Origin of the sequence: Amycolatopsis sacchari (genome assembly GCF_900114035.1) — a bacterium.
In the GTDB taxonomy this organism is placed as follows: Bacteria; Actinomycetota; Actinomycetes; order Mycobacteriales; family Pseudonocardiaceae; genus Amycolatopsis_E; species Amycolatopsis_E sacchari.
This window is the reverse complement of sequence record NZ_FORP01000022.1, coordinates 1-24,826: the sequence shown is the minus strand read 5'-3', so window position 1 is coordinate 24,826 and position 24,826 is coordinate 1. Positions and strand designations below refer to the sequence as shown.

The following is a 24,826-nucleotide window of genomic DNA, read 5'->3' as shown; positions in this document are numbered from 1 at the left end:
CGCGGGCCGCTGCTCCCGTCCCACGCCGCGGACGGTCGCCGCCTCTGGCTGCGGCCCTACCCACGGCCCCAGCAGGCGTCACCCCGCCGCACCGCTCAACCCAACGCCACAGCTCCCTCAACGACCGCACGAAACGACGATGGCGGCTGCCCGAGCCAGGGCAGCCGCCATCTCACACTCCAGGCCCCACCTACTTGGCCGCTTTGCGAAGCTCCCGCGGCAGCGCGAAGGCGATCTTCTCGTTCGCCGTGGTGACCTCTTCGACCTCGCCCCAGCCGCGGTCGGCTAGCCACTGCAGGAGGTCCATCACCAGGACGTCCGGCACCGACGCCCCACTCGTGACGCCGACAGTCCCGACGCCCTCCAGCCAGGCTTCGTCCACCTCGCTGGCGTAGTCGATCAGGTGGGCGTCGCGGGCACCGGCCTGCAGCGCGACCTCGACGAGGCGCTTGGAGTTCGACGAGTTGCGCGAACCGACCACCAGCACCAGATCGCACTCGCCCGCCATCGCCTTGACCGCTGTCTGGCGGTTCGAGGTGGCGTAACAGATGTCGTCGCTCGGCGGGTCGATGAGGTTGGGGAACCGGGCGCGCAGCTGGTCGACCCGCTCCATCGTCTCGTCCACGCTCAGCGTCGTCTGCGAGAGCCACACCACCTTCGACGGGTCACGCACCTCGGCCTTCGCCGCGTCCTCGGCCGTGTCGACGAGCTGGACGTGGTCGGGCGCCTCCCCCGACGTGCCCTCGACCTCCTCGTGCCCCTCGTGACCGATGAGCAGGATGTCGTAGTCCTCCTTGGCGAACCGGTTGACCTCCTTGTGCACCTTCGTCACCAGCGGGCACGTGGCGTCGATGGTGCGCAGGTTCCGCTCGGCCGCCTCGGCGTGCACCGCCGGCGAGACCCCGTGCGCGGAGAACACGACCAGCTCGCCCTCCGGCACCTCGGACGTCTCGTCGACGAAGATCACGCCGCGCTCCCGCAGCGTGTCCACCACGTGCCGGTTGTGCACGATCTCCTTGCGCACGTACACCGGCGGCCCGTACAGCTCGAGGGCCTTCTCGACGGCGATCACCGCGCGGTCGACCCCGGCGCAGTAGCCGCGGGGTTTGGCCAGCAGTACGCGCTTGGTGGCAGGGCTCGCTGCACTCATGCCCCCAGGGTACGGCCCGCCGTCGTGTGCGGCCGATCACGTCAGGTGCGCCGTTTCCCTCGCCGGGTTGGGCAGGATGGCGCATGTGCGGCACGCTGTACGCATGAAGCCGCTCCCGCTCCCCCTCCGCGTGGCCGCGGGCCTCGCCGTCACGGCCGCCGAGCGCGCCCGCGAGCTGCCCAAGAACGTGGTGGGCCTGCCGGTCACCGTCGTCTCGCAGGTGCTGCAGTTCTCCATGCGGCTGCAGCAGCACGTCACCGAGCTGGCCATCAAGGGCGACGAGGTGCTGTCCGCACTGCGCCCCGTCGAGGAGACGCCCAGCTGGGCGACCTTCGACGAGGACCTGCCCCCTGCCGACGACGCGCCCGCCCGCCGCAACGGGCAGACGCCGGGCAGCGTGAGCGAGGCCTCCCGCGATCCGTGGGAGCAGGAGTGGGAGCAGGAAGAGCGCGCGCTCGCCGAGGGCGACTTCGACGACGACACCTCCGCGACCGCTGAGGGCGACGCACCCGGGGCCACCAGCCCCAGCGACCTCCCGCAGACCAACGGCACCCCCATCGACACCGGCAGCACGCCGCTCGCAGACACCGAACCCGCGGAGAAACCCGCCCCGAGCACGGATTTCGGCAGCAGCGGGGCCACCCCCGCGACCTCGGACGACGACCTCGACGAGTCCGATCCCGAGAGCATCGTCGGGCCGAGCGGTCTGGGCAACTACGACGAACTGACCCTGCCGCAGCTGCGCGCCCGGCTGCGACACCTCACCCTGGAACAGCTGGAGGAACTCCTCGCCTACGAGCGCGCCCACGAGAACCGCCCCTCCTTCGTCGGGATGCTGGCGCGGCGGATCGGCAACGTGCAGCGCCAGTCCGGCAACAGCGACGCGGGCGGCACCTCCGGCCCGGACACCTCCTCCCAGTGAGCACCGAGCAGGCCACGGCCAAGGATCAGACCAGTGCGGAGAACCCCTGGCCGGTCCGCACGGTCGCCCGCAAGATCGCCGACTGGATCCACCGGCTCGGCGCCGTCTGGGTCGAGGGCCAGGTCACGCAGATCTCCGCCCGCCCCGGCACGCAGACCGCTTTCCTCACCCTGCGCGACCCCTCGGCCGACGTCTCGATGACCGTCACCGCCCCGATGCGGCTCGTGCGCGCCATCGAACCTCCGCTGCGCGAGGGGGCGAGCGTCGTCGTCTTCGCGAAGCCCACCTTCTTCCTCGGTCGGGGCACGATCAGCCTGCGTGCCGCCGAGATCCGCGCCGTCGGCATCGGGGAACTGCTCGCGCGCATCGAACGGCTGCGCCGCCTGCTCGAAGCGGAAGGCCTGTTCGCACCGGAACGCAAGCGCAGACTTCCCTTCCTGCCCAAGGGAATCGGCCTGATCACCGGCCGGGCGTCCGTCGCGGAGCACGACGTGCTCGTCAACGCGCACAACCGCTGGCCCGCCGCGCCGATCCAGGTGGTCAACACCGCGGTGCAGGGGCCGACCGCGGTGCCGCAGATCCGCAAAGCACTGTCCATTCTGGACGCCGACCCGACCGTCGACGTCATCGTGATCGCCCGCGGCGGCGGCAGCGTCGAGGACCTGCTGCCGTTCTCGGACGAAGCGCTCTGCCGCGCCGTGGCCGCGTGCCGCACCCCCGTCGTCAGCGCGATCGGGCACGAGCCCGACACCCCGCTGCTCGACCACGTCGCCGACCTGCGGTGCTCCACGCCCACCGACGCGGGCAAGCGGATCGTGCCCGACGTCAAGGAGGAGACCGCGCGCGTCCACCAGATGCGGGACCGCGCGCGCCGCGCACTGCACGGCTGGGTGGACACGCAGTGCCGCCTGCTCGACCAGCTGCGCAGCCGCCCCGTGCTCGCCGACCCGCTCGGCCCGATCGACCGGCGCGCGGACGACGTCGAGCTGCACCGCGAACGCGGCAGGCGCGCGATGCTGAACACGCTGTCCCACGAGCAGGCCGCGGTGGCCTCCGCCCGGGCGCGGCTGACCGCGCTGGGACCGGCGGCGACCATGTCCCGCGGCTACACCGTGGTGCAGTACCCCGACGAGGCAGGCAACCTTCAGGTGCTCCGATCCATCTCTGAAGTAGCGGAGGGAACTCCGCTGCGCGTGCGCGTCGTCGACGGCGCCGTGCACGCGGTGGCCCAGTCCGTCGAACCGGGAGAGTAGGAAGTGCGCTGCCCCACGTTCCTGCCGCTCACCACCGAGGCGGCCGTGCACGCCGGCGCCCACGCCGTGCTGCACCGCGCCACCGAAGCCGACCGCGCCGCCGACGCGTGCTGGTCCTCGCTGCTGGCCGGCGCCGAGGCGAGCCGGTGCGGGCTCGACGTGCGGTTGCGTCGCCTGTCCGAGGCCACGTCGGACTACGTGGGCACCCGGTGGTGGTTCCGTGAGGGCTCCACGTACCGCCGCCGGGTGGCGCGGGCCCAGGGCTTCATCGAGGACGCGATCACCGAGGGTGACGGACAGGAGTTCGCGCAGTCCTTCATGGGTTACGACCACGCGCTGGCGAGCGCGCTAGTCTGCACCGGTGAGCGAGGCCGCGGAAAACACAGAGCTCGGCTATGAACAGGCCCGTGACCAGCTCGTCGAGGTAGTGCGGGAACTCGAGGCCGGCGGGCTGTCGCTGGAGCAGTCGCTGGCGCTCTGGGAGAAGGGCGAGCACCTCGCGAAGGTCTGCGAGCGGCACCTGGACGGCGCGCGTGAGCGCATCGAGGCGGCGCTGAAGTCCGTCGAGGACGAGGACGGCGAAAACGCCCAGTGACCTTCGCCATGCGGCAGATGTCCTGCACGACGCGTCCGGTCTGAGAGAATCGGTGTCCGCCCAGCACCCAACCGGGAGGCCACCGATGTCCAGCGTCACCCCGTCCCCCAGCTCCCCCAGGCGCAAGGAAGCCCCGGACCGCAACCTCGCCATGGAGCTGGTGCGGGTCACGGAGGCCGCCGCCATGGCGGCGGGCCGCTGGGTCGGCAAGGGCGACAAGAACGGCGGGGACGGCGCGGCCGTCGACGCGATGCGCCAGCTCGTCTCCACCGTTTCGATGCGCGGTGTCGTCGTCATCGGCGAGGGCGAGAAGGACGAGGCGCCGATGCTCTACAACGGCGAGGAGGTCGGCAACGGCGACGGCCCGGCCTGCGACGTCGCGGTCGACCCCATCGACGGCACCACGCTGATGGCGAAGGGCATGCCGAACGCGCTCGCCGTGCTGGCGGTCGCCGAGCGGGGCGCGATGTTCGACCCGTCCGCCGTCTTCTACATGGAGAAGCTCGCCGTCGGGCCCGAGGCCGCGGGCAGCGTCGACCTGTCCGCGCCGATCGCCGAGAACATCCGCCGCGTCGCCAGGGCCAAGAACAGCAGCGTCTCCGACGTCACCGTCTGCATCCTCGACCGCCCCCGCCACGAGCAGATCATCAAGGAGGTCCGCGAGGCGGGCGCCCGCATCCGGTTCATCTCCGACGGCGACGTCGCGGGCGCGATCGCCGCGGCGAGGCCGACCACCGGCGTCGACCTGCTGCTGGGCATCGGCGGCACGCCCGAGGGCATCATCGCCGCCTGCGCGATGAAGTGCCTCGGCGGTGAGCTGCAGGGCCGCCTGTGGCCGAAGGACGACGCCGAGCGCGAGAAGGCGCTCGCCGCCGGGCACGACCTCGACCGGATCCTCACCACGGACGACCTGGTGCGTGGCGACAACGTGTTCTTCTGCGCGACCGGCGTGACCGACGGTGACCTGCTGCGGGGCGTGCACTACCGGGCGGGTGGCGCCACGACCCAGTCGATCGTGATGCGGTCGAAGTCCGGCACAGTGCGGATGATCGACGGCTACCACCGGCTGACCAAGCTGCGTGCCTACTCGTCGATCGACTTCGACGGCCAGCCCGAGGACGAAGACTCCGTCCCGCCGCTGCCGTGAAACGAGCGCTCGTCTGCGCCGCGTCCTGCCTGCTCGCGGTGCTGGTCCTGGTGCAGCCGGGTTCCGCCGCGGAACCCCGGCTGGTCGGTGGCGTCGCCGCGGACCAGCCGCACGCGTTCACGGCCGCGTTGCAGACCACCCAGGGCGAGTTCTTCTGCGGGGGTTCGCTGGTCAACCCGTCCTGGGTGGTGACCGCCGCGCATTGCGTGGAAGGACGCGCCGCGACGTCGTTCACCGTGCGCGTGGGCAGCAACGACCGGACGCAGGGCGGTGAGCTCGTGACGCCGGACAGGCTGGTGACGCACCCGGACTACACCGACACCGGCACCGGCGGGGACATCGCCCTGGTGCACTTCCCCGCGCCGGTGCAGGCCGCGCCGGTCCCGCTCGGTACCGCGACCGCGGTCGGTACGCCGGTGCGCCTGCTGGGCTGGGGGCAGACCTGCCCGACGCCCGGTTGCGGGACGAGCCCGAACGTCCTGCAGCAGCTGGACACCCAGCTCGTCGACGCGACGAAGTGCACCGCGCCGATCAACGCGAGCGTGGAGCTGTGCACGGACAACCCGGGTGGCAACGCGGGCGCCTGCTACGGCGACTCGGGGGGCCCTGAGGTTTCGCAGGTGGACGGGCACTGGGTGCTGCTGGGCGTGACGAGCCGTCCCGGCAACAACTCCTCGACCTGCGCGACGGCACCGTCGATCTACACCTCCGCCGTCGCCTACGCCGGGTGGATCAACCAGCAGCTCGCGCCCCCACCGCCTCCGACGCCGACCCCGACGCCCACTCCGACGCCGTGAGCCTCACTCCACGTTGCTGGAGTGCCCAGGGAACAGGTGCGCCTGCGGGTCCAGCGCCACGGCGATGTTGTTGACCGCCGTCGCGGCCTCGCCGAAACCGGTCGCGATCAGCTTGACCTTCCCCGGGTAGGCGGCGACGTCACCCGCCGCGTAGACGCGGGGCCGCGCCGTCGCCATCGTCGAGTCGACGGTGATCGCGCGGTGGTCGATCTCCAGTCCCCAGTTCTCGATCGGCCCGAGATCCGCGGTGAACCCCAGTGCCGCCACGACGGTCTGCGCGGGCACCACCTGCGGGCCGTCCTTGGTCGTCACGACCACCTCGCAGAGCGCCCCCGAGGCGTCGGCCCGCAGCTCGGCCACCTCGGCGTCGGTGATCAGCGGGACGCCGAGGCCCCGGGCTTCGCGCACGATCGACTCGGCGGCGCGGAACTTCGCGCGCCGGTGCACGAGGGTGACGCTCGCCGCGACGGGGTGCAGCGCGAGCACCCAGTCGAACGCCGAATCCCCGCCGCCGACCACCACCACGTCCTGCCCCGCGTGCGCGTCCAGCGACGGCACGAAATGCACCATGCCGCGGCCGAGCCAGCCGTCACCGGCGGGCAGGGGGCGGGGCGTGAACTCGCCGATGCCCGCCGTCACCAGCACCGCGCGAGCGTGCACGACGTCCCCGCCGTCGAGCAGCACGTCGAGGCCGTCCCCGGTTTCCCGCAGGGCTTCCGCCTTGCGGCCCAGCAGGTACGTCGGCTGCCACGGCGCCGCCTGCTCCACCAGCCCCTTCACCAGGTCCCGCCCGCGCACGGCGGGGAAACCGCCCACGTCGTAGATCATCTTCTCCGGGTACATCGCCGTGACCTGGCCACCCGCTTCGGGCAGCGAGTCGACGAGCGCCATCGACAGCCCGCGGAACCCCGCGTAGTAGGCGGCGAACAAACCGGTCGGCCCGGCTCCGACGATGAGCACGTCCACCGATAGCTCCATCGCCGCGCCACCCTTTCCGTTGTGATCAGGCCCACTTCGATCGTAGCCATGTCGCGTGCCCAAGCACACGGAGCGAACGCTTCGCGGCTGCGCGAAACTGGCGTCATGGCTGAACAGGAATACCGGATCGAACACGACACGATGGGCGAAGTGAAGGTGCCCGTCGACGCGCTGTACCGGGCACAGACCCAGCGCGCCGTCGAGAACTTCCCGATCTCCGGCCGCGGCCTCGAGCGCGCCCAGATCCGCGCGCTCGGCCTGCTCAAGGCCGCCGCGGCCCGCGTCAACGCCCGCCTCGGGGTGCTCAAGCCCGAGCTGGCCGAGGCGATCGCCGAGGCCGCGGACGAGGTCGCCGAGGGCAAGTACGACGAGCACTTCCCGATCGACGTGTTCCAGACCGGGTCCGGCACCTCGTCGAACATGAACGCCAACGAGGTGATCGCGACGCTGGCCAGCCGCAAGCTGGGCACCGACGTGCACCCCAACGACCACGTCAACGCGTCGCAGTCCTCCAACGACACGTTCCCGACGACGATCCACGTCGCCGCGACCGAGGCCGTGCTGACCGACGTGATCCCCGCGCTCGGGCACCTCGCGGCGACGATCGAGCAGCGGGCGGCGGAGTGGCAGGACGTCGTGAAGTCCGGCCGCACGCACCTGATGGACGCCGTGCCGATCACGCTGGGGCAGGAAGCCGGTGCGTGGGCGGCGCAGGTGCGCTACGGCATCGAGCGGCTGCAGTCGGGTCTCGAGCGGCTGGGTGAGCTGCCGATCGGCGGCACCGCCGTGGGGTCCGGGCTGAACGCGCCCGAGGGCTTCGGCGCTTCGGTGGCCGCGGAGCTGGCGCGCGTCACGGGGCTGCCGCTGACCGAGGCGCGCAACCACTTCGAGGCGCAGGCGACGCAGGACAGCGTGGTCGAGACCTCCGCGAACCTGCGCACGGTCGCGGTTTCGCTGCACAAGATCGCGAACGACCTGCGGTGGCTGGGTTCCGGCCCGCGCACGGGTCTCGCCGAACTGGCGCTGCCCGACCTGCAGCCGGGTTCGTCGATCATGCCGGGCAAGGTGAACCCGGTCATCCCCGAGGCGACGCTGCAGGTCGTCGCCCAGGTGATCGGCAACGACGCGGCGGTCGCGTTCGCGGGCTCGCAGGGCAACTTCCAGCTCAACGTGAACCTGCCGGTGATCGCACGAAACGTCCTGGAGTCGGCCCGTCTGCTCGCCGCCGTGTCGCGGCTGCTGGCGGACAAGGTGTTCGCCGGGGTCACCGTGAACACCGAGCGCACCAAGGCGTACGCCGAGGGCTCGCCGTCGATCGTGACTCCGCTGAACAAGTACATCGGGTACGAGGAAGCGGCGGCGGTCGCGAAGCAGGCGTTGAAGGAGCTGAAGACGATCCGCGAGGTCGTGCTCGAGCGCGGGTACATCGCGCAGGGCAAGCTGACCGAAGCCCAGCTCGACGAGGCGCTCGACGTGCTGCGGATGGCGCGCGGCGGTCGCTGAGGCGTCCTCCGGCGGGTGAGCGCCGGGCTCGCGCGCGGAAATTGTCGGTGCCCGGGGGCATGATGTTCCCGTGTTGCTCGCCGATGTCGTCTTCGCCTCCGCGGCGCTCGCCGCCACGCGCTCGCGGAAGGCGAAGATCGCGACGCTGGCGGAGCTCATCAACCGTGCAGGGGAAGATGAGCTGCCCGCCGTCGTCGCGTTCCTGACCGGTCAGCCCAGCCAGGGGCGGATCGGCACCGGCTGGCGCACGCTCGCGGACCTGGGGGCGGCGCCGGCGGCCGAGCCCGGGCTGGCGGTCGCCGAGGTGGACGCGGCACTCGGCGAGGTCGCGGGCCTGTCGGGCAGCGGCTCGGCGAAACGCCGCGCCGAGGCGCTGCACGCGTTGTTCGCCCGTGCCACGGCGGACGAGCAGCGGTTCCTGTTCCGGCTGCTCACCGGGGAGTTGCGGCAGGGCGCGCTGGAGGGCGTGATGGTGGACGCCATCGCGGCCGCGGCGGAAGTGCCCGGCGAGGCGGTGCGGCGTGCCTTCATGCTGTCCGGGCGCCTGCCGGTGACGGCGCTGGCGGCGGTCACCGGCGGCGAGCAGGCGCTGGGCGAGTTCCGGCTGCGGCTGGGCAGGCCGCTGCGGCCGATGCTGGCCTCGCCCGCCGAGTCGCTCGACGAGGCGTTGCGGGAGCACGGTTCCGTCCTCGTCGAGTACAAAATGGACGGTGCGCGCATCCAGGTGCACCGGCAGGGTGACGAGGTGCACGTGTACACGCGCACGCTGCGGGAGATCACCGCGAACGTCGCCGAGCTGGTGCGGCTGGTGCGGGAGCTGCCGTGCGAGTCGGTCGTGCTCGACGGCGAGACGCTCGCGCTCACCGACGACGGCAGGCCGCGGCCGTTCCAGGAGACGATGAGCCGGTTCGGCAGCAGCCGGGAGGAACAAGTGCGGGAGTTGTTGCTGCGCCCGTACTTCTTCGACTGCCTGCACCTGGACGGGGTGGATCTGCTGGACGCCCCGTTGCGGGAACGCAATGCCGCGCTGCGGTCGGTGGTCGGCGAGCACCTGATCCCCGGCGAGGTGGAACCGGAGGACGCGTCGGCGATCCTGGACGCGGCGCTCGACGCCGGGCACGAGGGCGTCATGGTGAAGTCGCTGGACTCGGTGTACGCGGCGGGCCGGCGAGGGCGGGCCTGGCTCAAGGTGAAGCCCGTGCACACGCTGGACCTCGTGGTGCTGGGCGCGGAGTGGGGGCACGGGCGGCGCACCGGGTACCTGTCGAACCTGCACCTCGGTGCCCGTGATCCGGACGGCGGGCCGCCGATCATGGTGGGCAAGACGTTCAAGGGGCTCACCGACGAGCTGCTGGCGTGGCAGACGAAGCGGTTGCAGGAGATCGAGGCCCGGCGTGACGACTGGACCGTGTACGTGCGCCCGGAGCTGGTGGTCGAGATCGAGCTGGACGGCGCGCAGGTCAGTCCTCGCTATCCCGGTGGCGTGGCGCTGCGGTTCGCCAGGGTGGTGCGGTACCGGCCGGACAAGGAACCGGCCGACGCCGACACGATCGACGCCGTCCGCGCGACGCTGAAAGGGGGTGCATGAGGCCGGAGGAACGGTTCGAGGAGCTGGTGGGCGAGCTGTCCGGGCTCCCGGAGGTCACCTCACCCGGAGCAGCGGACGGGCGCTTCGGCACGCAGGCGCTGCGGGTGCGGAACAGGATCTTCGCGATGTACGTGCGTGGGCAGCTGGTGCTCAAGCTGCCGAAGTCCCGCGTGGACGACCTCGTCGCCGCAGGCGAAGGCGCCCGCTTCGACGCGAACAAGGGCACGCCGATGAAGGAGTGGCTGGCGCTGCACCCGGACTCGGCCCTGCCGTGGCGTGCCCTGGCAGAGGAGGCGATGGCTTTCGTCGGAGGTGCATGAGGGGGTTCGTGGGGGCCCTGCAGCGTGGGCAACGGCTGGCGCGTCGGCACGCAGGGGCCCTATGTCGCCCGCGCGGGGACGTGGCGTGGCCAGCGGCCGGGACGTGGCACGGCCCGCCAGTGGAGCGCGGCACGGCTCGCCGCCGGAGCGAGGCGCAGCGCGGGCTCCGGACGTGGCGGGGCCCGCCGCCGGAGCGCGCCGCAGCGCGGGTCCGCGCGTGGCACGGCCCGCCACCGGAGCGGGGCGCAGCGCGGGTCCGGACATGGCATGGCTCGCCGCCGGAGCGCGCCGCAGCGCGGGTCCGGACGTGGCACGGCCCGCCACCGGAGCAGGCCGCAGCGGCGGGATCCGGACGTGACACGGCCGCCACCAGAGCGCGGGACGGCCCGCCACCGGAGCGCGGCGTGATCCGCGGCCGAGGCACGGCGTCGTCCGCGGGCTGGGGCGCGGCGTCGTCCCCGCCCGGGGCGTGGCCTGGCCTCGCCTCGCGCCCGAACCGGCACCGCGGCGCAGCCACAGGCACACGCGGCCACCGTCCGGCGGTCGCGCATGCCACCGCGCCCCCACCTCGCCGCCCCGCGGCCACCACACGGTGGTCGCGCGCTTCGCCGTGCCCTGACACCGTCCCGGCGCCCGCAGCCTCAGCGGCCGCCAGGGCAGGCCGCCTCCCCCAGGGCAGGCGGCCACCCCGAACCCCCTACCTCCCGAGGAAGATCGGGTTCGTCATCGCCGCCATGGGGCCGAAGTTCAGGCCCGGCGAGAGCGCCGGCGCGCCCGCCGTGCCGTCCGCGAGTGGGTGTCGCACCTCGGCGCGCACGTACTTCGACACCGCGGGCGTCGTCAGCCAGGTGACGGTTCCGGTGCCGCTCGCGGGCAGGCTCTGCTGCAGGATCTGCCCCTCATCGGTGATCAACCGGACCGTGCCGTTCGGCACGCCGCGCACGTCCAGCCGCACCGCGACCTTGTCCCCGTCCGCGACCGCCAGCCGCTCGCCGATACCCGCCGACTGGCCGCGCGGACCCGACGCGCTGAAGGACAGCTCGACGTCGGCGGACTCGGCGAGCCAGTTCCGCCCCGCCTTGATCCCAGCCAGGATCGCGTCACGACTGAGATCGTCGGCCAGTACGACGTTCTGCGGCAGCCCGATCACGTTGCCCGGGTTGTGCGCGTCGCTGTTGCCCATCGCCGGCAGCCAACGTCCCTTGCCCCGCACCGAATCCACGAGCAGGTTGTCCCAAGTGGACACTGTCGCGTCGTCGTCCCACGTCCATGGGCCGTTCCACACCTCGACGGCGTCGAACTCCTCGTAACCGAACTTGAAGTTGCACGCGACCCACGGGCAGTACGGGTGCGCGGCGACCGAAAGCCCGCCCACGCGGCGGATCGCGCGCTGGTAGTCGTCGATCTTGTTGTCCGTCGCGCGGTACCGCCAGTCGATGAACTGCCCCGGCTCCAGCCCGAGCGCGAGCCAGTGCCCGTTGCGGGTCGTGACCTCCTCGCCCAGCATGATCAGCAGATCCGGCCCGGCGAACCGGCCCCACACCCCGTGCGAGGACGACGTGTTGTGGTCCGTCGACGTGATGAAGTCCAGCTTCGCCTCACGCGCGCCCGCGGCGACCTCCTCCGGCAGGCGTTTCCCGTCCGAGTACACGGTGTGCAGGTGGCAGTCCCCGCGGTACCAGGCGCGCCCACGGCCCCGCGCCCGCTTCGGCGGATAAGCCGGCTTGAACGGCTCGCCCGGCGCGCCGAAGGTCAGCGTCACCTCGACGTGGTAGTTCATCCCCTGCGGCGCCACCTGGTACGGCCCGAGCACGATGTTCCACGTCCCCGGCATGACGTCGCCGGGCAGGTACCCCGGCGTCGCCTCGGTGCGGCTGATCGAGAACCGGTCGCGGAACCCGCCGGACCAGCCGCGGAACCCGGCACCGCCGAGCCCGGTGCCGCGTGCGTCGAACACCCCGATGTCACACGAGTTCCCCGGCGTCCCCGCGGGCACGGCCGGCTTGTCGTAGCTGTAGACGACCGAGATCTCCCGCACGCCCGGCGGCACCTGCACGGGCAGGTACACGAAGTCCGGCACGCCCGGCTCCAGGTGCCCTGTGATCACCTTGGTCTGGCTGCCCTCGGCGGCCTCCGCGAAGCTCACCGGCGCGAGCGCCATCCCCGCACCCGCTCCCGCCGCCGCCAGAAAACCACGGCGCGACAGACCTTCCCCGCAATTCATGCACATGCCCGCACGTTTTCATCCGCAGCCGTCCAGCGAGTGACGGCGAGTTGAACCTTCAGAGCTACGCTCGCCACGTGACGTACACCGCGGCCGAGAACCGCTACGACGAGATGCGCTACCGCCGGACCGGCCGTAGCGGGCTGAAGCTGCCCGAAATCTCCCTGGGCCTGTGGCACAACTTCGGCGACGACCGTCCCCTCGAGACACAGCGCGCGATCCTGCGCCGCGCGTTCGACCTGGGCATCACGCACTTCGACCTCGCCAACAACTACGGCCCGCCCTACGGCTCCGCGGAGGCGAACTTCGGGAAGCTGCTGAAGCAGGACTTCCTGCCGTACCGGGACGAACTGGTCATCTCCACCAAGGCCGGTTACGACATGTGGCCGGGCCCGTACGGCGAATGGGGCTCCCGCAAGTACCTCCTGGCGAGCCTTGACCAGTCGCTGACCCGCATGGGCCTGGACTACGTCGACATCTTCTACTCGCACCGCTTCGACCCCGAGACCCCGCTCGAAGAGACGATGGGCGCGCTCGCTTCCGCCGTGCAGCAAGGAAAAGCGCTCTACGTCGGCATCTCCTCCTACAACGCGCGCCGCACCAGGGAGGCCGCCGCGTTGCTGCGCCAGCAGGGCGTGCCGCTGCTGATCCACCAGCCGTCGTACTCCATGCTCAACCGCTGGGTCGAGGAGGACGGCCTGCTCGACGTCCTCGCGGAGGAGGGCGTGGGCTGCATCGGCTTCGCGCCGCTCGCGCAGGGGCTGCTCACCGACCGGTACCTCAACGGCATCCCCGAGGGTTCCCGCGCCACGCAGGGCAAGTCGCTCGACCCGGCCGCGGTCGAGCAGAACGTGGACAAACTGCGCAAGCTCAACGAGATCGCCCAGCGGCGGGGCCAGTCCCTGGCACAGCTGGCGCTGAGCTGGCTGCTGCGCGACTCGCGGGTCACCTCCGCGCTCATCGGCGCGTCCTCCGTGCGCCAGCTGGAGCAGAACGTGGGCGCACTGCGGGGCCCGGCACTGACCGACGACGAGCTGACCGAGATCGACGAGTACGCCACCGACGCGGGTCTGAACCTGTGGGCGCGCTCCAGTGAGTCGTAGGGTCGGAGCATGACGGCAACGGTGCGGAACGTGGTCACGTCGGGCGTGTTCGAACTCGACGGCGGCAAGTGGGACGTCGACAACAACGTGTGGCTGGTCGGGGACGACAGCGAGGTCCTGGTGATCGACGCGGCGCACGACGCGGACGCGATCGCGGAGGCGGTGGGCGGCCGGACCGTGCGCGGGATCATCTGCACCCACGCCCACAACGACCACGTCAACGCCGCGCCGGCGCTGTCGGAGCGGACGGGTGCGCCGATCCTGCTGCACCCCGACGACCGCGTGCTGTGGGACCTCACGCACTCCGGCATCGTGCCGGACGCCGAGCTGGCGGACGGGCAGATCCTGACCATCGCCGGCACGGACCTGACGGTGCTGCACACGCCGGGGCACGCACCAGGCGCGGTGTGCCTGTACTCCCGGGACCTGGGGGTCGTCTTCACCGGCGACACCCTGTTCCAGGGCGGTCCCGGCGCGACGGGCCGGTCGTACTCCGACCACCCGACGATCGTGCGGTCGATCCGCCGGAAGCTGTTCGAGCTGCCCGACGAGACCGTGGTCAACACCGGGCACGGCCCCTCGACGACGATCGGCGCCGAGAAGGCGAACGTCCCGGACGAGGCGTAGGCGCCGAGGGGGGCTCACCGCAGCCGCGGCCGGTCCCCCTCGGCGGCGCCCGCACGCACCCACGCCACCAGCCCGCGGACATCGAGGCCGTGGGGCGCGTCCGAGGCGAACGGCTCGATTGCCTCGGCGCCGCGGGCCAGCAGCGCCTCCGCGCCCTTCGCGTTGCCGCGCGCCCGGTGGGTGAGGCCGACCGCCACCTGCGCGAGCCCCTTCCACAGGTCCCGCTCGGGGCCGTCGGCGGACTTCCACGCGTCCTCGAACACCTCGTGCGCGTGGAACGGTTTGCCCTCGTCCAGCAGCCTCTGGGCCTCGGCGATCGTCTCGTCCGGGGTGCGCACGACGCCTTCCGGCTGCCTCGGTACGCCCGGCGCGCCATACGGCAACGGCCTGCCGAGCCCGTCACGCGGACGGGCGTTGCGGGCACGGCCTTCGGTGTCACGATCCCGGTCAGACATGCCCCCACTGTCGCATGACGTAATCTGGGGACTCGTGCGCTTCCTCGATGGCCACCGGCCCGCCCACGACCTGACCTACGACGACGTCTTCCTCGTCCCCAACCGGTCGGACGTGGAATCCCGCTTCGACGTCGACCTCTCGACCGTGGACGGCACGGGCGCGACCATCCCGATCGTCGTGGCCAACATGACCGCCGTCGCCGGCCGCCGGATGGCCGAGACCGTCGCCCGCCGCGGCGGGCTCGTCGTCCTGCCCCAGGACGTCGACCCGGCCGCCGTCGCGGAGATCGTCGGCTGGGTGAAGAGCCGCCACACCGTCTGGGACACGCCGCTCGTGCTCACCGGCGGGGACGCGGTCGCGGACGCGCTGAACCTCGTCGGCAAGCGCGCGCACGGCGCCGTCGTCGTGGTCGACGAGGAGAACCGGCCCGTCGGGATCGTGGACGAAAACGCTTGCGCCGGTGTCGACCGGTTCTCCCGGCTGTCCGAGGTGGCCGAGCCGCCCGCCGTCACGCTGCCGCTGGACACCCCCGCTCGCGAGGTCTTCGAGCGCCTGCACGCCGCGGGTGCGCGGCTCGCGCTCGGCGTGGACGGTGACGGGAAGCTCGTCGGCGTCCTCACCCAGACCGCGGCCCTGCGCGCCGAGATCTACACGCCTGCCGTGGACGACCGGAACCGGCTGCGGGTCGCCGCCGCCATCGGGGTGAACGGGGACGTCGCCGCCAAGGCCGAGGCCGTGCTGAACGCCGGGGTCGACGTGCTCGTCGTGGACACCGCACACGGGCACCAGGAGAAGATGATCGCGGCGCTCAAGGCCGTGCGGTCGGTTTCGCCGCAGGTGCCGGTCGTCGCGGGCAACGTGGTCACCGCCGAGGGCACCCGCGACCTCATCGAGGCCGGGGCGGACGTGGTGAAGGTCGGCGTCGGCCCCGGCGCGATGTGCACCACGCGGATGATGACCGGCGTGGGCCGCCCGCAGTTCTCCGCCGTCGCCGAATGCGCGGCCGCCGCGCGTGAGCTGGGCAAGCACGTGTGGGCCGACGGCGGGATCAGGCACCCGCGTGACGTCGCGCTGGCGCTGGCCGCCGGTGCCTCCGCCGCGATGGTGGGCTCCTGGTTCGCCGGCACCCACGAGTCCCCCGGCGACCTCCGCTACGACGAGCAGGGCCGCCCGTACAAGGAGTCGTTCGGCATGGCGTCGAAGCGGGCCGTCGCGGGCCGGACGCGCACCGACAACGTCTTCGACCGGGCCCGCAAGGCCCTGTTCGAGGAGGGCATCTCGTCGTCGCGGATGCTGCTCGACCCGGCCCGCCCCGGCGTGGAGGACCTGCTGGACTCGATCTGCTCCGGCGTGCGCTCCTCGTTCACGTACGCGGGCGCGCGCAACGTCGAGGAGTTCTACGAGCGCGCGACACTGGGCATCCAGTCCGCCGCGGGCTTCGCGGAGGGCCGCCCCCTGCCCGCCGGCTGGTGAGCAGGGGACGGCCCCGGCCGTCAGCCGTGGTCCTCCAGCATCTCGGTGACGAGCGCGGCGATCGGGGACCGCTCGGACCGCGTCAGCGTGACGTGCGCGAACAGCGGGTGGCCCTTGAGCTTCTCGATCACCGCCGAGACGCCGTCGTGCCGCCCGACCCGCAGGTTGTCGCGCTGCGCCACGTCGTGCGTCAGCACCACACGTGACGCGGTGCCCAGCCGCGAGAGCACGGTGAGCAGCACGTTGCGCTCCAGGGACTGCGCCTCGTCGACGATGACGAACGCGTCGTGCAGCGAGCGGCCGCGGATGTGCGTCAACGGCAGGACTTCCAGCATCCCGCGGTCGAAGACCTCGTCGAGCACCTCCTGGCTCACCAGCGCGCCGAGGGTGTCGAACACCGCCTGCGCCCAGGGCTGCATCTTCTCGCTCTCGGAGCCGGGCAGGTAGCCGAGGTCCTGCCCGCCGACGGCGTAGACCGGCCGGAACACGACCACCTTGCGGTGCTCGCGCCGCTCCATCACCGACTCCAGGCCGGCGCACAACGCGAGCGCCGACTTGCCGGTACCGGCCCGGCCGCCGAGCGACACGATGCCGACCTCGGGGTCGAGCAGCAGGTCCAGCGCGATGCGCTGCTCGGCGGACCGCCCGTGCAGGCCGAACGCCTCGCGATCGCCCCGGACCAGCCGCACCTGCTTCTCGGCGGTGACGCGGCCCAGTGCCGCGGAACCGCCGCCGAGGAGCCGCAAGCCGGTGTGGCAGGGCAGTTCACCGATCTCCGGCAGGCCGAAGTCCGCGAGGTCCATGCTGCCGTGCTGGAACAGCGCGTCGATGGCCTCCACCGGCACCTCGACGTCCGCCATCCCGGTCCAGCCGGACGGGGTGACCTCCTGTGCGCGGTACTCGTCGGCGTCCAGTCCGACGGCACCGGCCTTCACCCGCAGCGGGATGTCCTTGGTGACCAGGGTGACCGTCGTGCGCTCCACGGCGAGGTTGAGCGCGCACGCCAGTATCCGGTGGTCGTTGGAGTCCGTGCGGAAGCCGGGCGGCAGGACGGTCGGGTCGGAGTGGTTCAGCTCGACGTGCAGGGTGCCCCCGGCGTCGCCGATCGGCACGGGCGCGTCCAGGCGGCCGTGGGTGCGGCGCAGGTCATCGAGCAGGCGCAGGGACTCCCGCGCGAACCAGCCCAGTTCGGGGTGGTGCCGTTTCGCCTCCAGTTCGCTGATCACGACCAGCGGCAGCACGACGGCGTGCTCGGCGAACCTGGTGACCGCCCACGGGTCCGAGAGCAGGACCGAGGTGTCGAGCACGTAGGTGTGCCGCTGGGAGTCGGGGGATAGCGGACCAGCCGCTGAGTCTCCGGTGCTTTCGGCACCGTTCGAGGCCATTCGGGGCGAACGCTGCGCAGTCACGACGGCATCTCCCTCGTGGGCGTGGCACCACGCCCGCACTCGCTGGGCCGGGCACCGCCCTGGCTGGTCGTTCCCGCTGTTCAGCGGGTACGGCCACGAGGGCCGGGTGCCGGCCCCCTCGTGCGTTGCGCGAACGACGTCACGGCTGGTACCGCCGTCGTTCCCTCAACTACCGCCACGTCCAGGGCCTCCCGGGATGGCCCGCAAGGTCACGGACCATCACTTCGGAAGTTACCTGCGAATCGGGAATCGTGCAGGCAGCCAGGCAGGTGATTCGCCGAATGGTCGTTTCACCGACGGTAGATCGACAACCCGCGTTCGATCACGAGCGGTGATGTCAAGTACCGAACCGGCGGTGCCGCCACGCGTAATCACGCAGCGCGCGCAGGAAATCCACCCGGCGGAACGCGGGCCAGTAGGCCTCCGTGAACCAGAACTCTGAGTGCGCGGACTGCCAGAGCAGGAACCCGGACAGGCGTTGCTCGCCCGACGTCCGGATGATGAGATCCGGGTCCGGCTGGCCGGAGGTGTAGAGGTGCTCGGAGATGTGGTCGACGTCGAGGATCTTCGCCAGCTCGCGGATCGAGGTGCCCTCGTCGGCGTGCTGCAGCAGGAGTTTCTTGACCGCGTCGGCGATCTCCTGGCGGCCGCCGTAGCCGACCGCGATGTTGACCTCCATGCCGCGGCGGTCCTCGGTGCGGGCCGCGGCGGCCTTGAGGCTGCGGGCCATGTCCGCGGGCAGCAGCTCCAGCGCGCCGACCATCCGCAGCCGCCACGGGTTCTCGGGCGCGGCGAGCTCGTCGACCACGTCGACGATGATCTTCAGGAGCGCTTCGACCTCCTCGTGCGCGCGGCCGAGGTTGTCCGTCGACAGCAGCCACAGCGTGACCACCTCGACGTCCGCTTCGCGGCACCAGCACAGGAAGTCGGCGATCTTCTTCGCCCCGGCGCGGTGCCCGTCGGCGACGTCGGTGAAGCCCGCTTCCCGCGCCCACCTGCGGTTTCCGTCGAGCATGATCGCGATGTGCCGCGGATGCCGCCCGGCGGCCTGCTGGATCAGCCGCTTGCTGTAGATGCTGTAGACGAGGCGCGACCCGATGGAGCGAAGACTCACGTGGATCGAGCGTACGCGCCCCGGACGTGGTCCCGACCACGGGGACTGGCGCTCAACCTACGCTTGCGTAACCTGAGAACGTGACCGCAGCAACCGATTCCGAGTTCGTCGACACCCGTCCGCGCCTGCGCGGCCATCTCCACTTCTGGTCGTTCTTCGTCGCGTTCGCGGCGGCCGTGGCGCTCGTCGTGTGCGCGGCGGTGGCGGTGTCCGGGGTGGCCGCGGCCGCCACCGCCGTCTACGGACTGACGGTGATGGGGGTGTTCGGCGTGAGCGCCCTGTACCACCGCCGGTTGTGGAGCCCGCGCGCCTACCAGTGGATGAAGCGCGCGGACCACTCGATGATCTTCCTGTTCATCGCCGGGACGTACACACCGTTCACCGTGCTGTCCATGTCGAAGCCGACGGGCTGGGTGATCCTCGGCGTGGTGTGGGGCGGTGCGGTCGCGGGCGTGGCGCTGAAGATGCTGTGGCCGACGGCGCCGCGCTGGCTGGGCGTGCCGATCTACATCGCGCTCGGCTGGGTGGCGATCTTCGTGCTGCCGGAACTGGCGCGCAGCGCGGGGATCGCCGCGCTGGTGCTGCTCCTGGTCGGCGGCCTGTTCTACACCGTGGGCGCGGTGTTCTACGGCGTCCGCTGGCCCAACCACTGGCCCAACACCTTCGGCTACCACGAGTTCTTCCACGCGTGCACCGTGCTGGCCGCGATGTCCCACTATATCGCGATCTGCCTGGCGGTGTTCGGCTAGCCGGAAACTGCCTCGGCCTGTCGTTCCACGGCCGCGCGCAGTCGTGAAAACCCGGGAACGCCGACCCGGCGGCGAGCGGACGTGGCCCGCGCGCGACGACATCACGACAGCCGAGCGCGCGGACCACCAACGACCCGAAAGACGAAAACGACTGCTCCACAACGCGCGACAGCGCGTCCCACACGGCTTACGGCGGCGCGCCGACCGTCACGGAGTGCTCGTCGATCCGCGCCAGGTCCCGGCTGGCTACCACCGGCGGATACTAGCCGAAGTAGTGCCCCTGTTCGAGGTCCTCGAGCAGGCCCGGGTGCGCCGGCTTCCAGTCCAGCGCCTGCCGGGTCCGCTCGGCGGACGTCGGGTTGTCGAGGGTGACCGCGCCGGCCAGGAAGCCGAAGTGCGACTGCACCTCGTCGGCCGGGATGGGCTTCACCGGGACGTCCAGGCGGCGCCCGATGGCCTCCGCGATCTCCCGCACGGGGATCCCCTCGTCACCCAGCGGGTGCAGGCGCGAGCCCGCCGGGGCCTTCTCCAGCGCCAGCCGGTAGACGTGCGCGGCGTCGAGCGTGTGCCCCGCGGGCCACCGGTTCGAGCCGTCGCCGACGTAGCCGGACACGCCCTTCGCCCGCGCGATGCCGATCAGGGTCGGGATGAAGCCGTGCTTGTCGAACTCGCTGTGCACCACGGGCGGCAGCCGGACGACCGACGACCGCACCCCGTGCTCGGTGAGCCCGATCACGAGGTTCTCCGCGTCCACGCGCGGTCCCGCGGGCACCACGTCGTCCTCGGTGCCGGCGCGGTCCAGCCCGGCGTAGGTCAGCATCAGCGTCCCCGACGTGCCGACCAGCGGCTTGCCGCTGCTGCCGAGGCCGTCTGCGATCGCCCGGACCGCGGCGAGATCGTCGGCGACCGCCTTCTCGTAGTCCCCGGCCACCATCGCTTCATGGTTGAACGCGAGGTGGATGACACCGTCGGCTTCCACCGCCGCCTCCCGCAGACCGTCCAGGTCGAACAGGTCGCCGCGGCGCGCCGACGCACCGGCCGCCTCCAGCTTGGCGGCCGAGGCGTCCGACCGCGCCAGGCCGACGACCTCGTGCCCGGCCCGCAGGAGTTCGGGTACGACCGCCGAGCCGAGGTGTCCGGTCGCTCCGGTGACGAAAACACGCATGACACAAATCCTTCCGAGCAGTGATGACACCTGGTGACATGACTATAGCACGCGACGACACCAGGTGTCATGACCTAGGCTGGGCACATGGGCCGATGGGAGCCGAACACGCGTCAGCGGCTGGAGCTGGCCGCGCTCGAGCTGTTCGCCGAGCGCGGGTACGAGAGCACGACGGTCGCCGAGATCACTGAGCGGGCGGGGGTGACGAAGCGGACGTTCTTCCGCTACTTCGCCGACAAGCGCGAGGTCCTGTTCTCCGGCCAGGAAGCGCTTTCCCAGCTGTTCACGGACGCGATCGAGGGCGCACCGGAGTCCGCGACACCGATCGAAGTCATGGCGGCGGGACTGGACGCCGTGTCGGTGCTCTTCCCACCCGAACGGCTGGAGCTGGTCCGGCGCCGGCAGGCGATCATCGCGGCCAACACCGACCTGCAGGAACGCGAGTTGCTCAAGCTCGCCACCGTCACCACGGTGATGGCGGCCGCGCTCGGCGAACGCGGCCTGCCCGGGCCCGTGGCGCGCCTGACGGCGGAAGTCGGCAGCCTCGCCTTCACGACGGGCTTCGCCCGCTGGATCGCCCCGGACAACAACCGCCCGTACGCCGAACTCGCGCGCGAGGCGCTGGAGGAGCTGAGGGTCGCTTCCGCCGCCCTCAGCTGAACGCTTCGGTCCCCGCCCGCACCCGGAACGGCTCCAGCTCCGCCCGCTGCCGCGCGGCCCGCTCGATCAGCTCGTCGAAGTCCACGTCCGGCAGCGGGGTCCCGAAATCCGCGAGGTCCCGCAGCGTCGTACACATTGCGGTCGACGCCCATGACCAGGATTTCGAGCTCCAGGAACCGGCTCAGCGGCGAGTAGGACAGCAGACGCCCGTTCGGTTTGAGGCGCTCGACGCGTTCCGCCGCGACGGCCAGCGCCGTCTTGGCCGGATCGGTCCGCACGCCGAGCCGCCGCACGATCGACCGGAACGCGTGGAAATCGTTCATGGTTCCAGCATTTCCGCCTTCAGGAACGCCTCCGGGATCGCGAACGCGTCCACCAGGAGCCGGGCGTGCGGGCGCAGCCGGCCGCACAGGTCGTTGACCGCGGCGACGACCTGCTTCGCCCGCGCCGCGGTGAGCCTGCCGTGTTCGAGGAACCACGCGCGGTCCTCCTCGATGTTCGACAGCACGTACAGGTCGCACAGGCTGCTCAGCAACTCCCGCGCCTCGGCGTCGCCACACCGTTCGATCGCCGCGACGAACGCCTCCAGCACCACCCGGTCCACGTGGACCTGCGCCGCCCGCAGGATGTGGTCCTGCGCGGAGTTGAACGCCTCGAACGGATCGCCGTCCGCCGCCGCCCGCAACCGCCGGGCCGCGCCTTCCAGCACGTGCTTCTCCCGGTCCTCGAACAACGTCACCTGCCACGCCCGGTCGAACAGCACGCCCTCGTCGTCCCGGCCCGGCGCCGCGTCGGCGAGGCGGTCGATCACCTTCCGCGCGGCCGTCCGCTCGATCACCGTCCCCACGACCTGCTCGGCGACGAACCGGGCGGTGCCGAGCGGGCTCAGGTCGGCGAAGTGGTCGCGGTAGTTGGTGAGCAAGCCCTTCGCGACGAGCTGCAGCAGCACCGTGTTGTCACCCTCGAACGTGGTGAACACGTCGGTGTCGGCCTTGAGCCCGGCGAGCACGTTCGCGGCGAGGTACCCCGCGCCTCCACAGGCTTCCCGCGTCGTCTGGATCGTGCGGGTCGCGTTCCACGTCGCCGTCGCCTTGATACCCGCCGCACGCGACTCCAGCTCCCGCTGCGTGTGGTCGTCGACGTCATCGGCGCCCTGGATCTCGTGCAGCGTGCGGACGAGCTCCTCCTGCGCGAAGTGCAGCGCGTACGTCCGCGCCAGCGCGGGCAGCAGTTTCCGTTGGTGCGCGAGGTAATCCAGCAGGACCACCTCGCCGGAGCCATCCGGCCGCTCGAACTGCCGGCGCCGCTCGCCGTACCGGACGGCCAGCGCCAGCGCCCGTTCCGTCGCGCTGATCGCCGCGCCGGCGACGCTGATCCGGCCGCGGATGAGCGTGCCGAGCATCGTGAAGAACCGGCGGCCGTCGCTTTCGATCGGGCTCGAATACGTGCCGTCCTCGGCGACGTCGCCGTACCGGTTGAGCAGCGCCTCGCGCGGCACCCGGACCGAACGGAACGTCAGCCGCCCGTTGTCGACGCCGTTGAGCCCGGCCTTGCGGCCGCAGTCGCCGATCTCCACGCCCGGCATCGGCTCGCCGAGCTCGTTGCGGATCGGCACCAGGAACGCGTGCACGCCACGGCCTTCGCCCCGCGTGATCAGCTGCGCGAACACGACCGCCATCCGGCCGTCACGCGCCGCGTTGCCGATGTAGTCCTTGCGCGCCAGCTCATCCGGGGTGTCGATGATGAACTGGCGCGTCCCGGGGTCGTACGTCGCGGTCGTGCGCAGGTGCTGCACGTCCGAGCCGTGCCCGGTCTCGGTCATCGCGAAGCAGCCGGGCAGGTCCAGGTCCATGATCCGCGAGAGGTAGCGCCGGTGGTGCTGCTCGGTGCCCAGGAGCTGCACCGCCCCGCCGAACAGCCCCCACTGCACCCCGGACTTGACCATCAGCGACAGGTCGCCGTAGCCGAGGATCTCGAACGACACCACGGAGCCGCCGATGTCCCCACCGCCGCCGTACTCCCGGGCGAAGCCGAGCCGCGGGTGCCCGGTCTTCGCCAGCACGTGCAGCTGGTCGAGCACCCACTCCCGGTACTCCTCGGTACTCAGGTCACGAGGCTCCTCGTAGGCGTTCTCCGCCATCTTCTCCCGGACGTCACGCCGCAGTGCCGCCCACTGTCCATCCAGAACGACCGTCAACGCATCGGGCTTCATCTCCCAAGCTTCACCCAGACAGCGGATCTTCGCAGCGCTCAGCCCAGGTCAGGCCCCTTCGCGCGGAGATCGTCCACGTGGGACATCGCCTCGCGCAGCTCGGCCAGCCAGCTGTCCGCGTGCTGCCCGACGAGCCGAACGGCCCAGGCCAGCGCGTCGGAACGCGAGCGCGCGACCCCGGCGTCGACGAGCGTGTCGAGCACCTGCCGCTCCGGCTGGCGCAGCCGCGTCATCACGGGCACGGAGAGTGTGGTGAACAACTCCTCGGTTCCGCCGATCCGGGCGCCCCACGCGACCTTGCGCTGGTAGCGGTGTTCGGCCTGCCGGGCGATCTCGATGCGCTGCTCGCGCGTCTCCTCCCGGAACCGGCTGATCCGCCCGGCTTCGGCCGCCGCGCGGGCCGCGTCGTCGGCGAACTCCTCGGTCAGCGGCGGCAGCTCGCCCACGACCAGGATCTCCTCCCGGTCGACCGTCAGCTCCGGCGCGCCGGTGAACCAGCCGTCGGGCAGCCGCCCGGCGAACCAGCCCGCCGCGTCCGCCGCCGACGGGACCTCACCCTGCTGCCAGCCGCCCCGGCCCTTCCAGCCTCTGTGCCCTCGCATCGTGACCTCCGTTGATTACACGATTACATCGCTACTGACGCTACGCCCGGGAAGCGCTTTCCGGCAGGCGTTCCGCGCAGGGCGAACCGGCTAGGCGCTGGACATGCTCGCGCGCGTCGCCATCCGCCTCGGGCACCTCGACGAAGGCCGGGCGCACGCGGAGCAGGCGCTGGCGGTGGCCCGGCGAACCGGGGAGAAGGGCCTCGCACAGCAGCCGCTGCACCTGCTCGCCGGCGTCGCCCGGCTGGCCGGGGACCTCGACCGGGCGCGTCCCCTGGCGGCGGAAGCCATCGCGGCCCACGAAGCGCTCGGAGACCTCCGCATGCTCGCGATCGAGCAGCACAACCTCGGGCACCTCGAACTGCACGACGGCCAGGTCGACCGGGCGCGCGAACTGTTCGCGAGCGCCCGCGAGAACGCCGCGAAAGCCGGTGCCGACGAGTTGGTGCCCGAACTCGCGCTCGGCGTCGCCGCCGTCGCCACCCTGGACGGCGAATTCGCCCGTGCCGCAAGGATTCTGGGCGCGATCGACAGCTTCCTGGCCGCCGCGAACCTCGTCCTCGACCCGGACGAGTTCCTCGAGGAGCAGTCCGTGCGCGACAAGCTCGAAGCCGCGCTCGGGGGATCCTTCGCCGAGTTCTACCGCGAAGGTGCGGGCAAGGACCTCCGCGAGGTCTCAGCGGGCTAGGTCATGTCTGACAATGTTGTGGTCCAGGTGATGACGGCGTGCAGGAGGATGGCTGCTCGGTAGACGGTGGCGAGTTTGTCGTATCGGGTGG

Annotated in this window: 25 protein-coding genes; 15 read left to right on the top strand and 10 right to left on the bottom strand. The window is 71.7% G+C overall.

Annotation, left to right across the window (positions count from 1 at the left end; genetic code table 11):
- Positions 1 to 190: 190 nt before the first annotated feature.
- Positions 191 to 1,150 carry a 4-hydroxy-3-methylbut-2-enyl diphosphate reductase gene (locus BMZ92_RS28185; RefSeq protein ID WP_091513644.1) on the bottom strand — a complete coding sequence of 320 codons (960 nt, stop codon included), beginning with the start codon at positions 1,148 to 1,150 and terminating at the stop codon, positions 191 to 193.
- A gap of 103 nt (positions 1,151 to 1,253) precedes the next feature.
- Between BMZ92_RS28185 and BMZ92_RS28180 the strand changes: the two genes are divergently transcribed.
- The 6 genes from BMZ92_RS28180 to BMZ92_RS28155 all read left to right on the top strand — a co-directional run bounded on the left by BMZ92_RS28180 (position 1,254) and on the right by BMZ92_RS28155 (position 5,864).
- Positions 1,254 to 2,072 carry a lipid droplet-associated protein gene (locus tag BMZ92_RS28180; RefSeq protein WP_091513641.1) on the top strand — a complete coding sequence of 273 codons (819 nt, stop codon included), beginning with the start codon at positions 1,254 to 1,256 and terminating at the stop codon, positions 2,070 to 2,072.
- Positions 2,069 to 3,325 carry an exodeoxyribonuclease VII large subunit gene (gene xseA / locus BMZ92_RS28175; RefSeq protein ID WP_091513639.1) on the top strand — a complete coding sequence of 419 codons (1,257 nt, stop codon included), beginning with the start codon at positions 2,069 to 2,071 and terminating at the stop codon, positions 3,323 to 3,325. The genes BMZ92_RS28180 and xseA overlap by 4 nt, the downstream gene beginning before the upstream one ends.
- 3 nt (positions 3,326 to 3,328) lie before the next feature.
- Positions 3,329 to 3,724, top strand: a complete 396-nt coding sequence (locus BMZ92_RS28170) for a hypothetical protein (RefSeq protein ID WP_091513637.1) — start codon at positions 3,329 to 3,331, stop codon at positions 3,722 to 3,724.
- Positions 3,687 to 3,920, top strand: coding sequence for an exodeoxyribonuclease VII small subunit (locus tag BMZ92_RS28165; protein WP_091513633.1), 234 nt, complete (start codon positions 3,687 to 3,689; stop codon positions 3,918 to 3,920). The genes BMZ92_RS28170 and BMZ92_RS28165 overlap by 38 nt, the downstream gene beginning before the upstream one ends.
- An 85-nt stretch (positions 3,921 to 4,005) precedes the next feature.
- Positions 4,006 to 5,067, top strand: coding sequence for a class II fructose-bisphosphatase (gene glpX / locus BMZ92_RS28160; RefSeq protein ID WP_091513630.1), 1,062 nt, complete (start codon positions 4,006 to 4,008; stop codon positions 5,065 to 5,067).
- The gene (locus BMZ92_RS28155; RefSeq protein ID WP_091513627.1) at positions 5,064 to 5,864 is read left to right on the top strand and encodes a S1 family peptidase; all 801 of its coding nucleotides are present in this window, start codon (positions 5,064 to 5,066) and stop codon (positions 5,862 to 5,864) included. The genes glpX and BMZ92_RS28155 overlap by 4 nt, the downstream gene beginning before the upstream one ends.
- A 3-nt stretch (positions 5,865 to 5,867) precedes the next feature.
- Here BMZ92_RS28155 and BMZ92_RS28150 read toward each other — a convergent pair whose 3' ends face one another.
- Positions 5,868 to 6,842: an NAD(P)/FAD-dependent oxidoreductase gene (locus tag BMZ92_RS28150; protein WP_091513625.1), complete on the bottom strand. Its 975-nt coding sequence runs from the start codon at positions 6,840 to 6,842 to the stop codon at positions 5,868 to 5,870.
- Positions 6,843 to 6,947: 105 nt separating this feature from the next.
- On the opposite strand from BMZ92_RS28150, the gene BMZ92_RS28145 reads away from it, so the two are divergent.
- The 3 genes from BMZ92_RS28145 to BMZ92_RS38340 all read left to right on the top strand — a co-directional run bounded on the left by BMZ92_RS28145 (position 6,948) and on the right by BMZ92_RS38340 (position 10,253).
- A complete protein-coding gene (locus BMZ92_RS28145; protein WP_091513622.1) occupies positions 6,948 to 8,345 on the top strand; it encodes a class II fumarate hydratase in 1,398 nt (465 codons plus the stop codon).
- Between the two features lie 70 nt (positions 8,346 to 8,415).
- On the top strand, positions 8,416 to 9,933 hold the full coding sequence (locus tag BMZ92_RS28140) for an ATP-dependent DNA ligase (RefSeq protein ID WP_091513621.1): 1,518 nt from the start codon (positions 8,416 to 8,418) through the stop codon (positions 9,931 to 9,933).
- Complete coding sequence (locus tag BMZ92_RS38340; RefSeq protein ID WP_091513618.1) at positions 9,930 to 10,253, top strand: hypothetical protein; 324 nt, start codon at positions 9,930 to 9,932, stop codon at positions 10,251 to 10,253. The genes BMZ92_RS28140 and BMZ92_RS38340 overlap by 4 nt, the downstream gene beginning before the upstream one ends.
- A gap of 697 nt (positions 10,254 to 10,950) precedes the next feature.
- Here BMZ92_RS38340 and BMZ92_RS28130 read toward each other — a convergent pair.
- Complete coding sequence (locus tag BMZ92_RS28130; protein ID WP_218153564.1) at positions 10,951 to 12,477, bottom strand: CehA/McbA family metallohydrolase; 1,527 nt, start codon at positions 12,475 to 12,477, stop codon at positions 10,951 to 10,953.
- Between the two features lie 77 nt (positions 12,478 to 12,554).
- On the opposite strand from BMZ92_RS28130, the gene mgrA reads away from it, so the two are divergent.
- Both mgrA and BMZ92_RS28120 read left to right on the top strand, forming a co-directional pair.
- On the top strand, positions 12,555 to 13,580 hold the full coding sequence (gene mgrA, locus BMZ92_RS28125) for an L-glyceraldehyde 3-phosphate reductase (protein WP_091513615.1): 1,026 nt from the start codon (positions 12,555 to 12,557) through the stop codon (positions 13,578 to 13,580).
- A 9-nt stretch (positions 13,581 to 13,589) separates the two neighbouring features.
- Positions 13,590 to 14,207, top strand: a complete 618-nt coding sequence (locus BMZ92_RS28120) for an MBL fold metallo-hydrolase (protein WP_091513612.1) — start codon at positions 13,590 to 13,592, stop codon at positions 14,205 to 14,207.
- A 14-nt stretch (positions 14,208 to 14,221) separates the two neighbouring features.
- Here BMZ92_RS28120 and BMZ92_RS28115 read toward each other — a convergent pair whose 3' ends face one another.
- The gene (locus BMZ92_RS28115; protein ID WP_091513610.1) at positions 14,222 to 14,662 is read right to left on the bottom strand and encodes a DUF309 domain-containing protein; all 441 of its coding nucleotides are present in this window, start codon (positions 14,660 to 14,662) and stop codon (positions 14,222 to 14,224) included.
- A gap of 34 nt (positions 14,663 to 14,696) precedes the next feature.
- On the opposite strand from BMZ92_RS28115, the gene guaB1 reads away from it, so the two are divergent.
- The gene (gene guaB1 / locus BMZ92_RS28110) at positions 14,697 to 16,136 is read left to right on the top strand and encodes a GMP reductase (RefSeq protein WP_091513608.1); all 1,440 of its coding nucleotides are present in this window, start codon (positions 14,697 to 14,699) and stop codon (positions 16,134 to 16,136) included.
- Positions 16,137 to 16,156: 20 nt separating this feature from the next.
- On the opposite strand, the gene phoH2 is transcribed toward guaB1, so the two are convergent.
- Together phoH2 and BMZ92_RS28100 are read right to left on the bottom strand one after the other, a co-directional pair.
- Positions 16,157 to 17,443: an RNA 5'-3' helicase PhoH2 gene (gene phoH2, locus BMZ92_RS28105; RefSeq protein ID WP_091513814.1), complete on the bottom strand. Its 1,287-nt coding sequence runs from the start codon at positions 17,441 to 17,443 to the stop codon at positions 16,157 to 16,159.
- 439 nt (positions 17,444 to 17,882) lie between these two features.
- Complete coding sequence (locus BMZ92_RS28100) at positions 17,883 to 18,659, bottom strand: isoprenyl transferase (RefSeq protein ID WP_091513605.1); 777 nt, start codon at positions 18,657 to 18,659, stop codon at positions 17,883 to 17,885.
- Positions 18,660 to 18,739: 80 nt separating this feature from the next.
- Here BMZ92_RS28100 and trhA point away from each other — a divergent pair, with 80 nt between their 5' ends.
- Positions 18,740 to 19,408: a PAQR family membrane homeostasis protein TrhA gene (gene trhA, locus BMZ92_RS28095; protein WP_091513604.1), complete on the top strand. Its 669-nt coding sequence runs from the start codon at positions 18,740 to 18,742 to the stop codon at positions 19,406 to 19,408.
- Between the two features lie 262 nt (positions 19,409 to 19,670).
- Here the strand turns inward: trhA and BMZ92_RS28090 are convergent, their stop codons facing one another.
- Positions 19,671 to 20,573: an SDR family oxidoreductase gene (locus tag BMZ92_RS28090; RefSeq protein ID WP_091513601.1), complete on the bottom strand. Its 903-nt coding sequence runs from the start codon at positions 20,571 to 20,573 to the stop codon at positions 19,671 to 19,673.
- Between the two features lie 87 nt (positions 20,574 to 20,660).
- Between BMZ92_RS28090 and BMZ92_RS28085 the strand changes: the two genes are divergently transcribed.
- Positions 20,661 to 21,233 carry a TetR family transcriptional regulator gene (locus BMZ92_RS28085; RefSeq protein ID WP_091513599.1) on the top strand — a complete coding sequence of 191 codons (573 nt, stop codon included), beginning with the start codon at positions 20,661 to 20,663 and terminating at the stop codon, positions 21,231 to 21,233.
- On the opposite strand, the gene BMZ92_RS37580 is transcribed toward BMZ92_RS28085, so the two are convergent.
- The 3 genes from BMZ92_RS37580 to BMZ92_RS28075 form a co-directional block, all read right to left on the bottom strand.
- On the bottom strand, positions 21,226 to 21,369 hold the full coding sequence (locus tag BMZ92_RS37580; protein WP_177228901.1) for a hypothetical protein: 144 nt from the start codon (positions 21,367 to 21,369) through the stop codon (positions 21,226 to 21,228). The genes BMZ92_RS28085 and BMZ92_RS37580 overlap by 8 nt on opposite strands.
- Positions 21,370 to 21,552: 183 nt before the next feature.
- Positions 21,553 to 23,445, bottom strand: a complete 1,893-nt coding sequence (locus BMZ92_RS28080; RefSeq protein WP_091513598.1) for an acyl-CoA dehydrogenase family protein — start codon at positions 23,443 to 23,445, stop codon at positions 21,553 to 21,555.
- Between the two features lie 38 nt (positions 23,446 to 23,483).
- A complete protein-coding gene (locus BMZ92_RS28075) occupies positions 23,484 to 24,047 on the bottom strand; it encodes a hypothetical protein (protein WP_091513596.1) in 564 nt (187 codons plus the stop codon).
- Positions 24,048 to 24,150: 103 nt separating this feature from the next.
- Between BMZ92_RS28075 and BMZ92_RS28070 the strand changes: the two genes are divergently transcribed.
- A complete protein-coding gene (locus tag BMZ92_RS28070) occupies positions 24,151 to 24,735 on the top strand; it encodes a hypothetical protein (RefSeq protein ID WP_091513593.1) in 585 nt (194 codons plus the stop codon).
- The last annotated feature ends 91 nt before the right edge of the window (positions 24,736 to 24,826 follow it).

What these genes read in the sequence shown, in the direction of transcription:
- BMZ92_RS28185 (WP_091513644.1), bottom strand. Translation starts at nt 1,150, where the DNA reads ATGAGTGCAGCGAGCCCTGCCACCAAGCGCGTACTGCTGGCCAAACCC.
- BMZ92_RS28180 (WP_091513641.1), top strand. Translation starts at nt 1,254, where the DNA reads ATGAAGCCGCTCCCGCTCCCCCTCCGCGTGGCCGCGGGCCTCGCCGTC.
- glpX (WP_091513630.1), top strand. Translation starts at nt 4,006, where the DNA reads ATGTCCAGCGTCACCCCGTCCCCCAGCTCCCCCAGGCGCAAGGAAGCC.
- BMZ92_RS28150 (WP_091513625.1), bottom strand. Translation starts at nt 6,842, where the DNA reads ATGGAGCTATCGGTGGACGTGCTCATCGTCGGAGCCGGGCCGACCGGT.
- BMZ92_RS28145 (WP_091513622.1), top strand. Translation starts at nt 6,948, where the DNA reads ATGGCTGAACAGGAATACCGGATCGAACACGACACGATGGGCGAAGTG.
- BMZ92_RS38340 (WP_091513618.1), top strand. Translation starts at nt 9,930, where the DNA reads ATGAGGCCGGAGGAACGGTTCGAGGAGCTGGTGGGCGAGCTGTCCGGG.
- BMZ92_RS28130 (WP_218153564.1), bottom strand. Translation starts at nt 12,477, where the DNA reads ATGAATTGCGGGGAAGGTCTGTCGCGCCGTGGTTTTCTGGCGGCGGCG.
- BMZ92_RS28120 (WP_091513612.1), top strand. Translation starts at nt 13,590, where the DNA reads ATGACGGCAACGGTGCGGAACGTGGTCACGTCGGGCGTGTTCGAACTC.
- BMZ92_RS28115 (WP_091513610.1), bottom strand. Translation starts at nt 14,662, where the DNA reads ATGTCTGACCGGGATCGTGACACCGAAGGCCGTGCCCGCAACGCCCGT.
- BMZ92_RS28090 (WP_091513601.1), bottom strand. Translation starts at nt 20,573, where the DNA reads ATGCGTGTTTTCGTCACCGGAGCGACCGGACACCTCGGCTCGGCGGTC.
- BMZ92_RS28085 (WP_091513599.1), top strand. Translation starts at nt 20,661, where the DNA reads ATGGGCCGATGGGAGCCGAACACGCGTCAGCGGCTGGAGCTGGCCGCG.
- BMZ92_RS37580 (WP_177228901.1), bottom strand. Translation starts at nt 21,369, where the DNA reads ATGTGTACGACGCTGCGGGACCTCGCGGATTTCGGGACCCCGCTGCCG.
- BMZ92_RS28080 (WP_091513598.1), bottom strand. Translation starts at nt 23,445, where the DNA reads ATGAAGCCCGATGCGTTGACGGTCGTTCTGGATGGACAGTGGGCGGCA.
- BMZ92_RS28075 (WP_091513596.1), bottom strand. Translation starts at nt 24,047, where the DNA reads ATGCGAGGGCACAGAGGCTGGAAGGGCCGGGGCGGCTGGCAGCAGGGT.
- BMZ92_RS28070 (WP_091513593.1), top strand. Translation starts at nt 24,151, where the DNA reads ATGCTCGCGCGCGTCGCCATCCGCCTCGGGCACCTCGACGAAGGCCGG.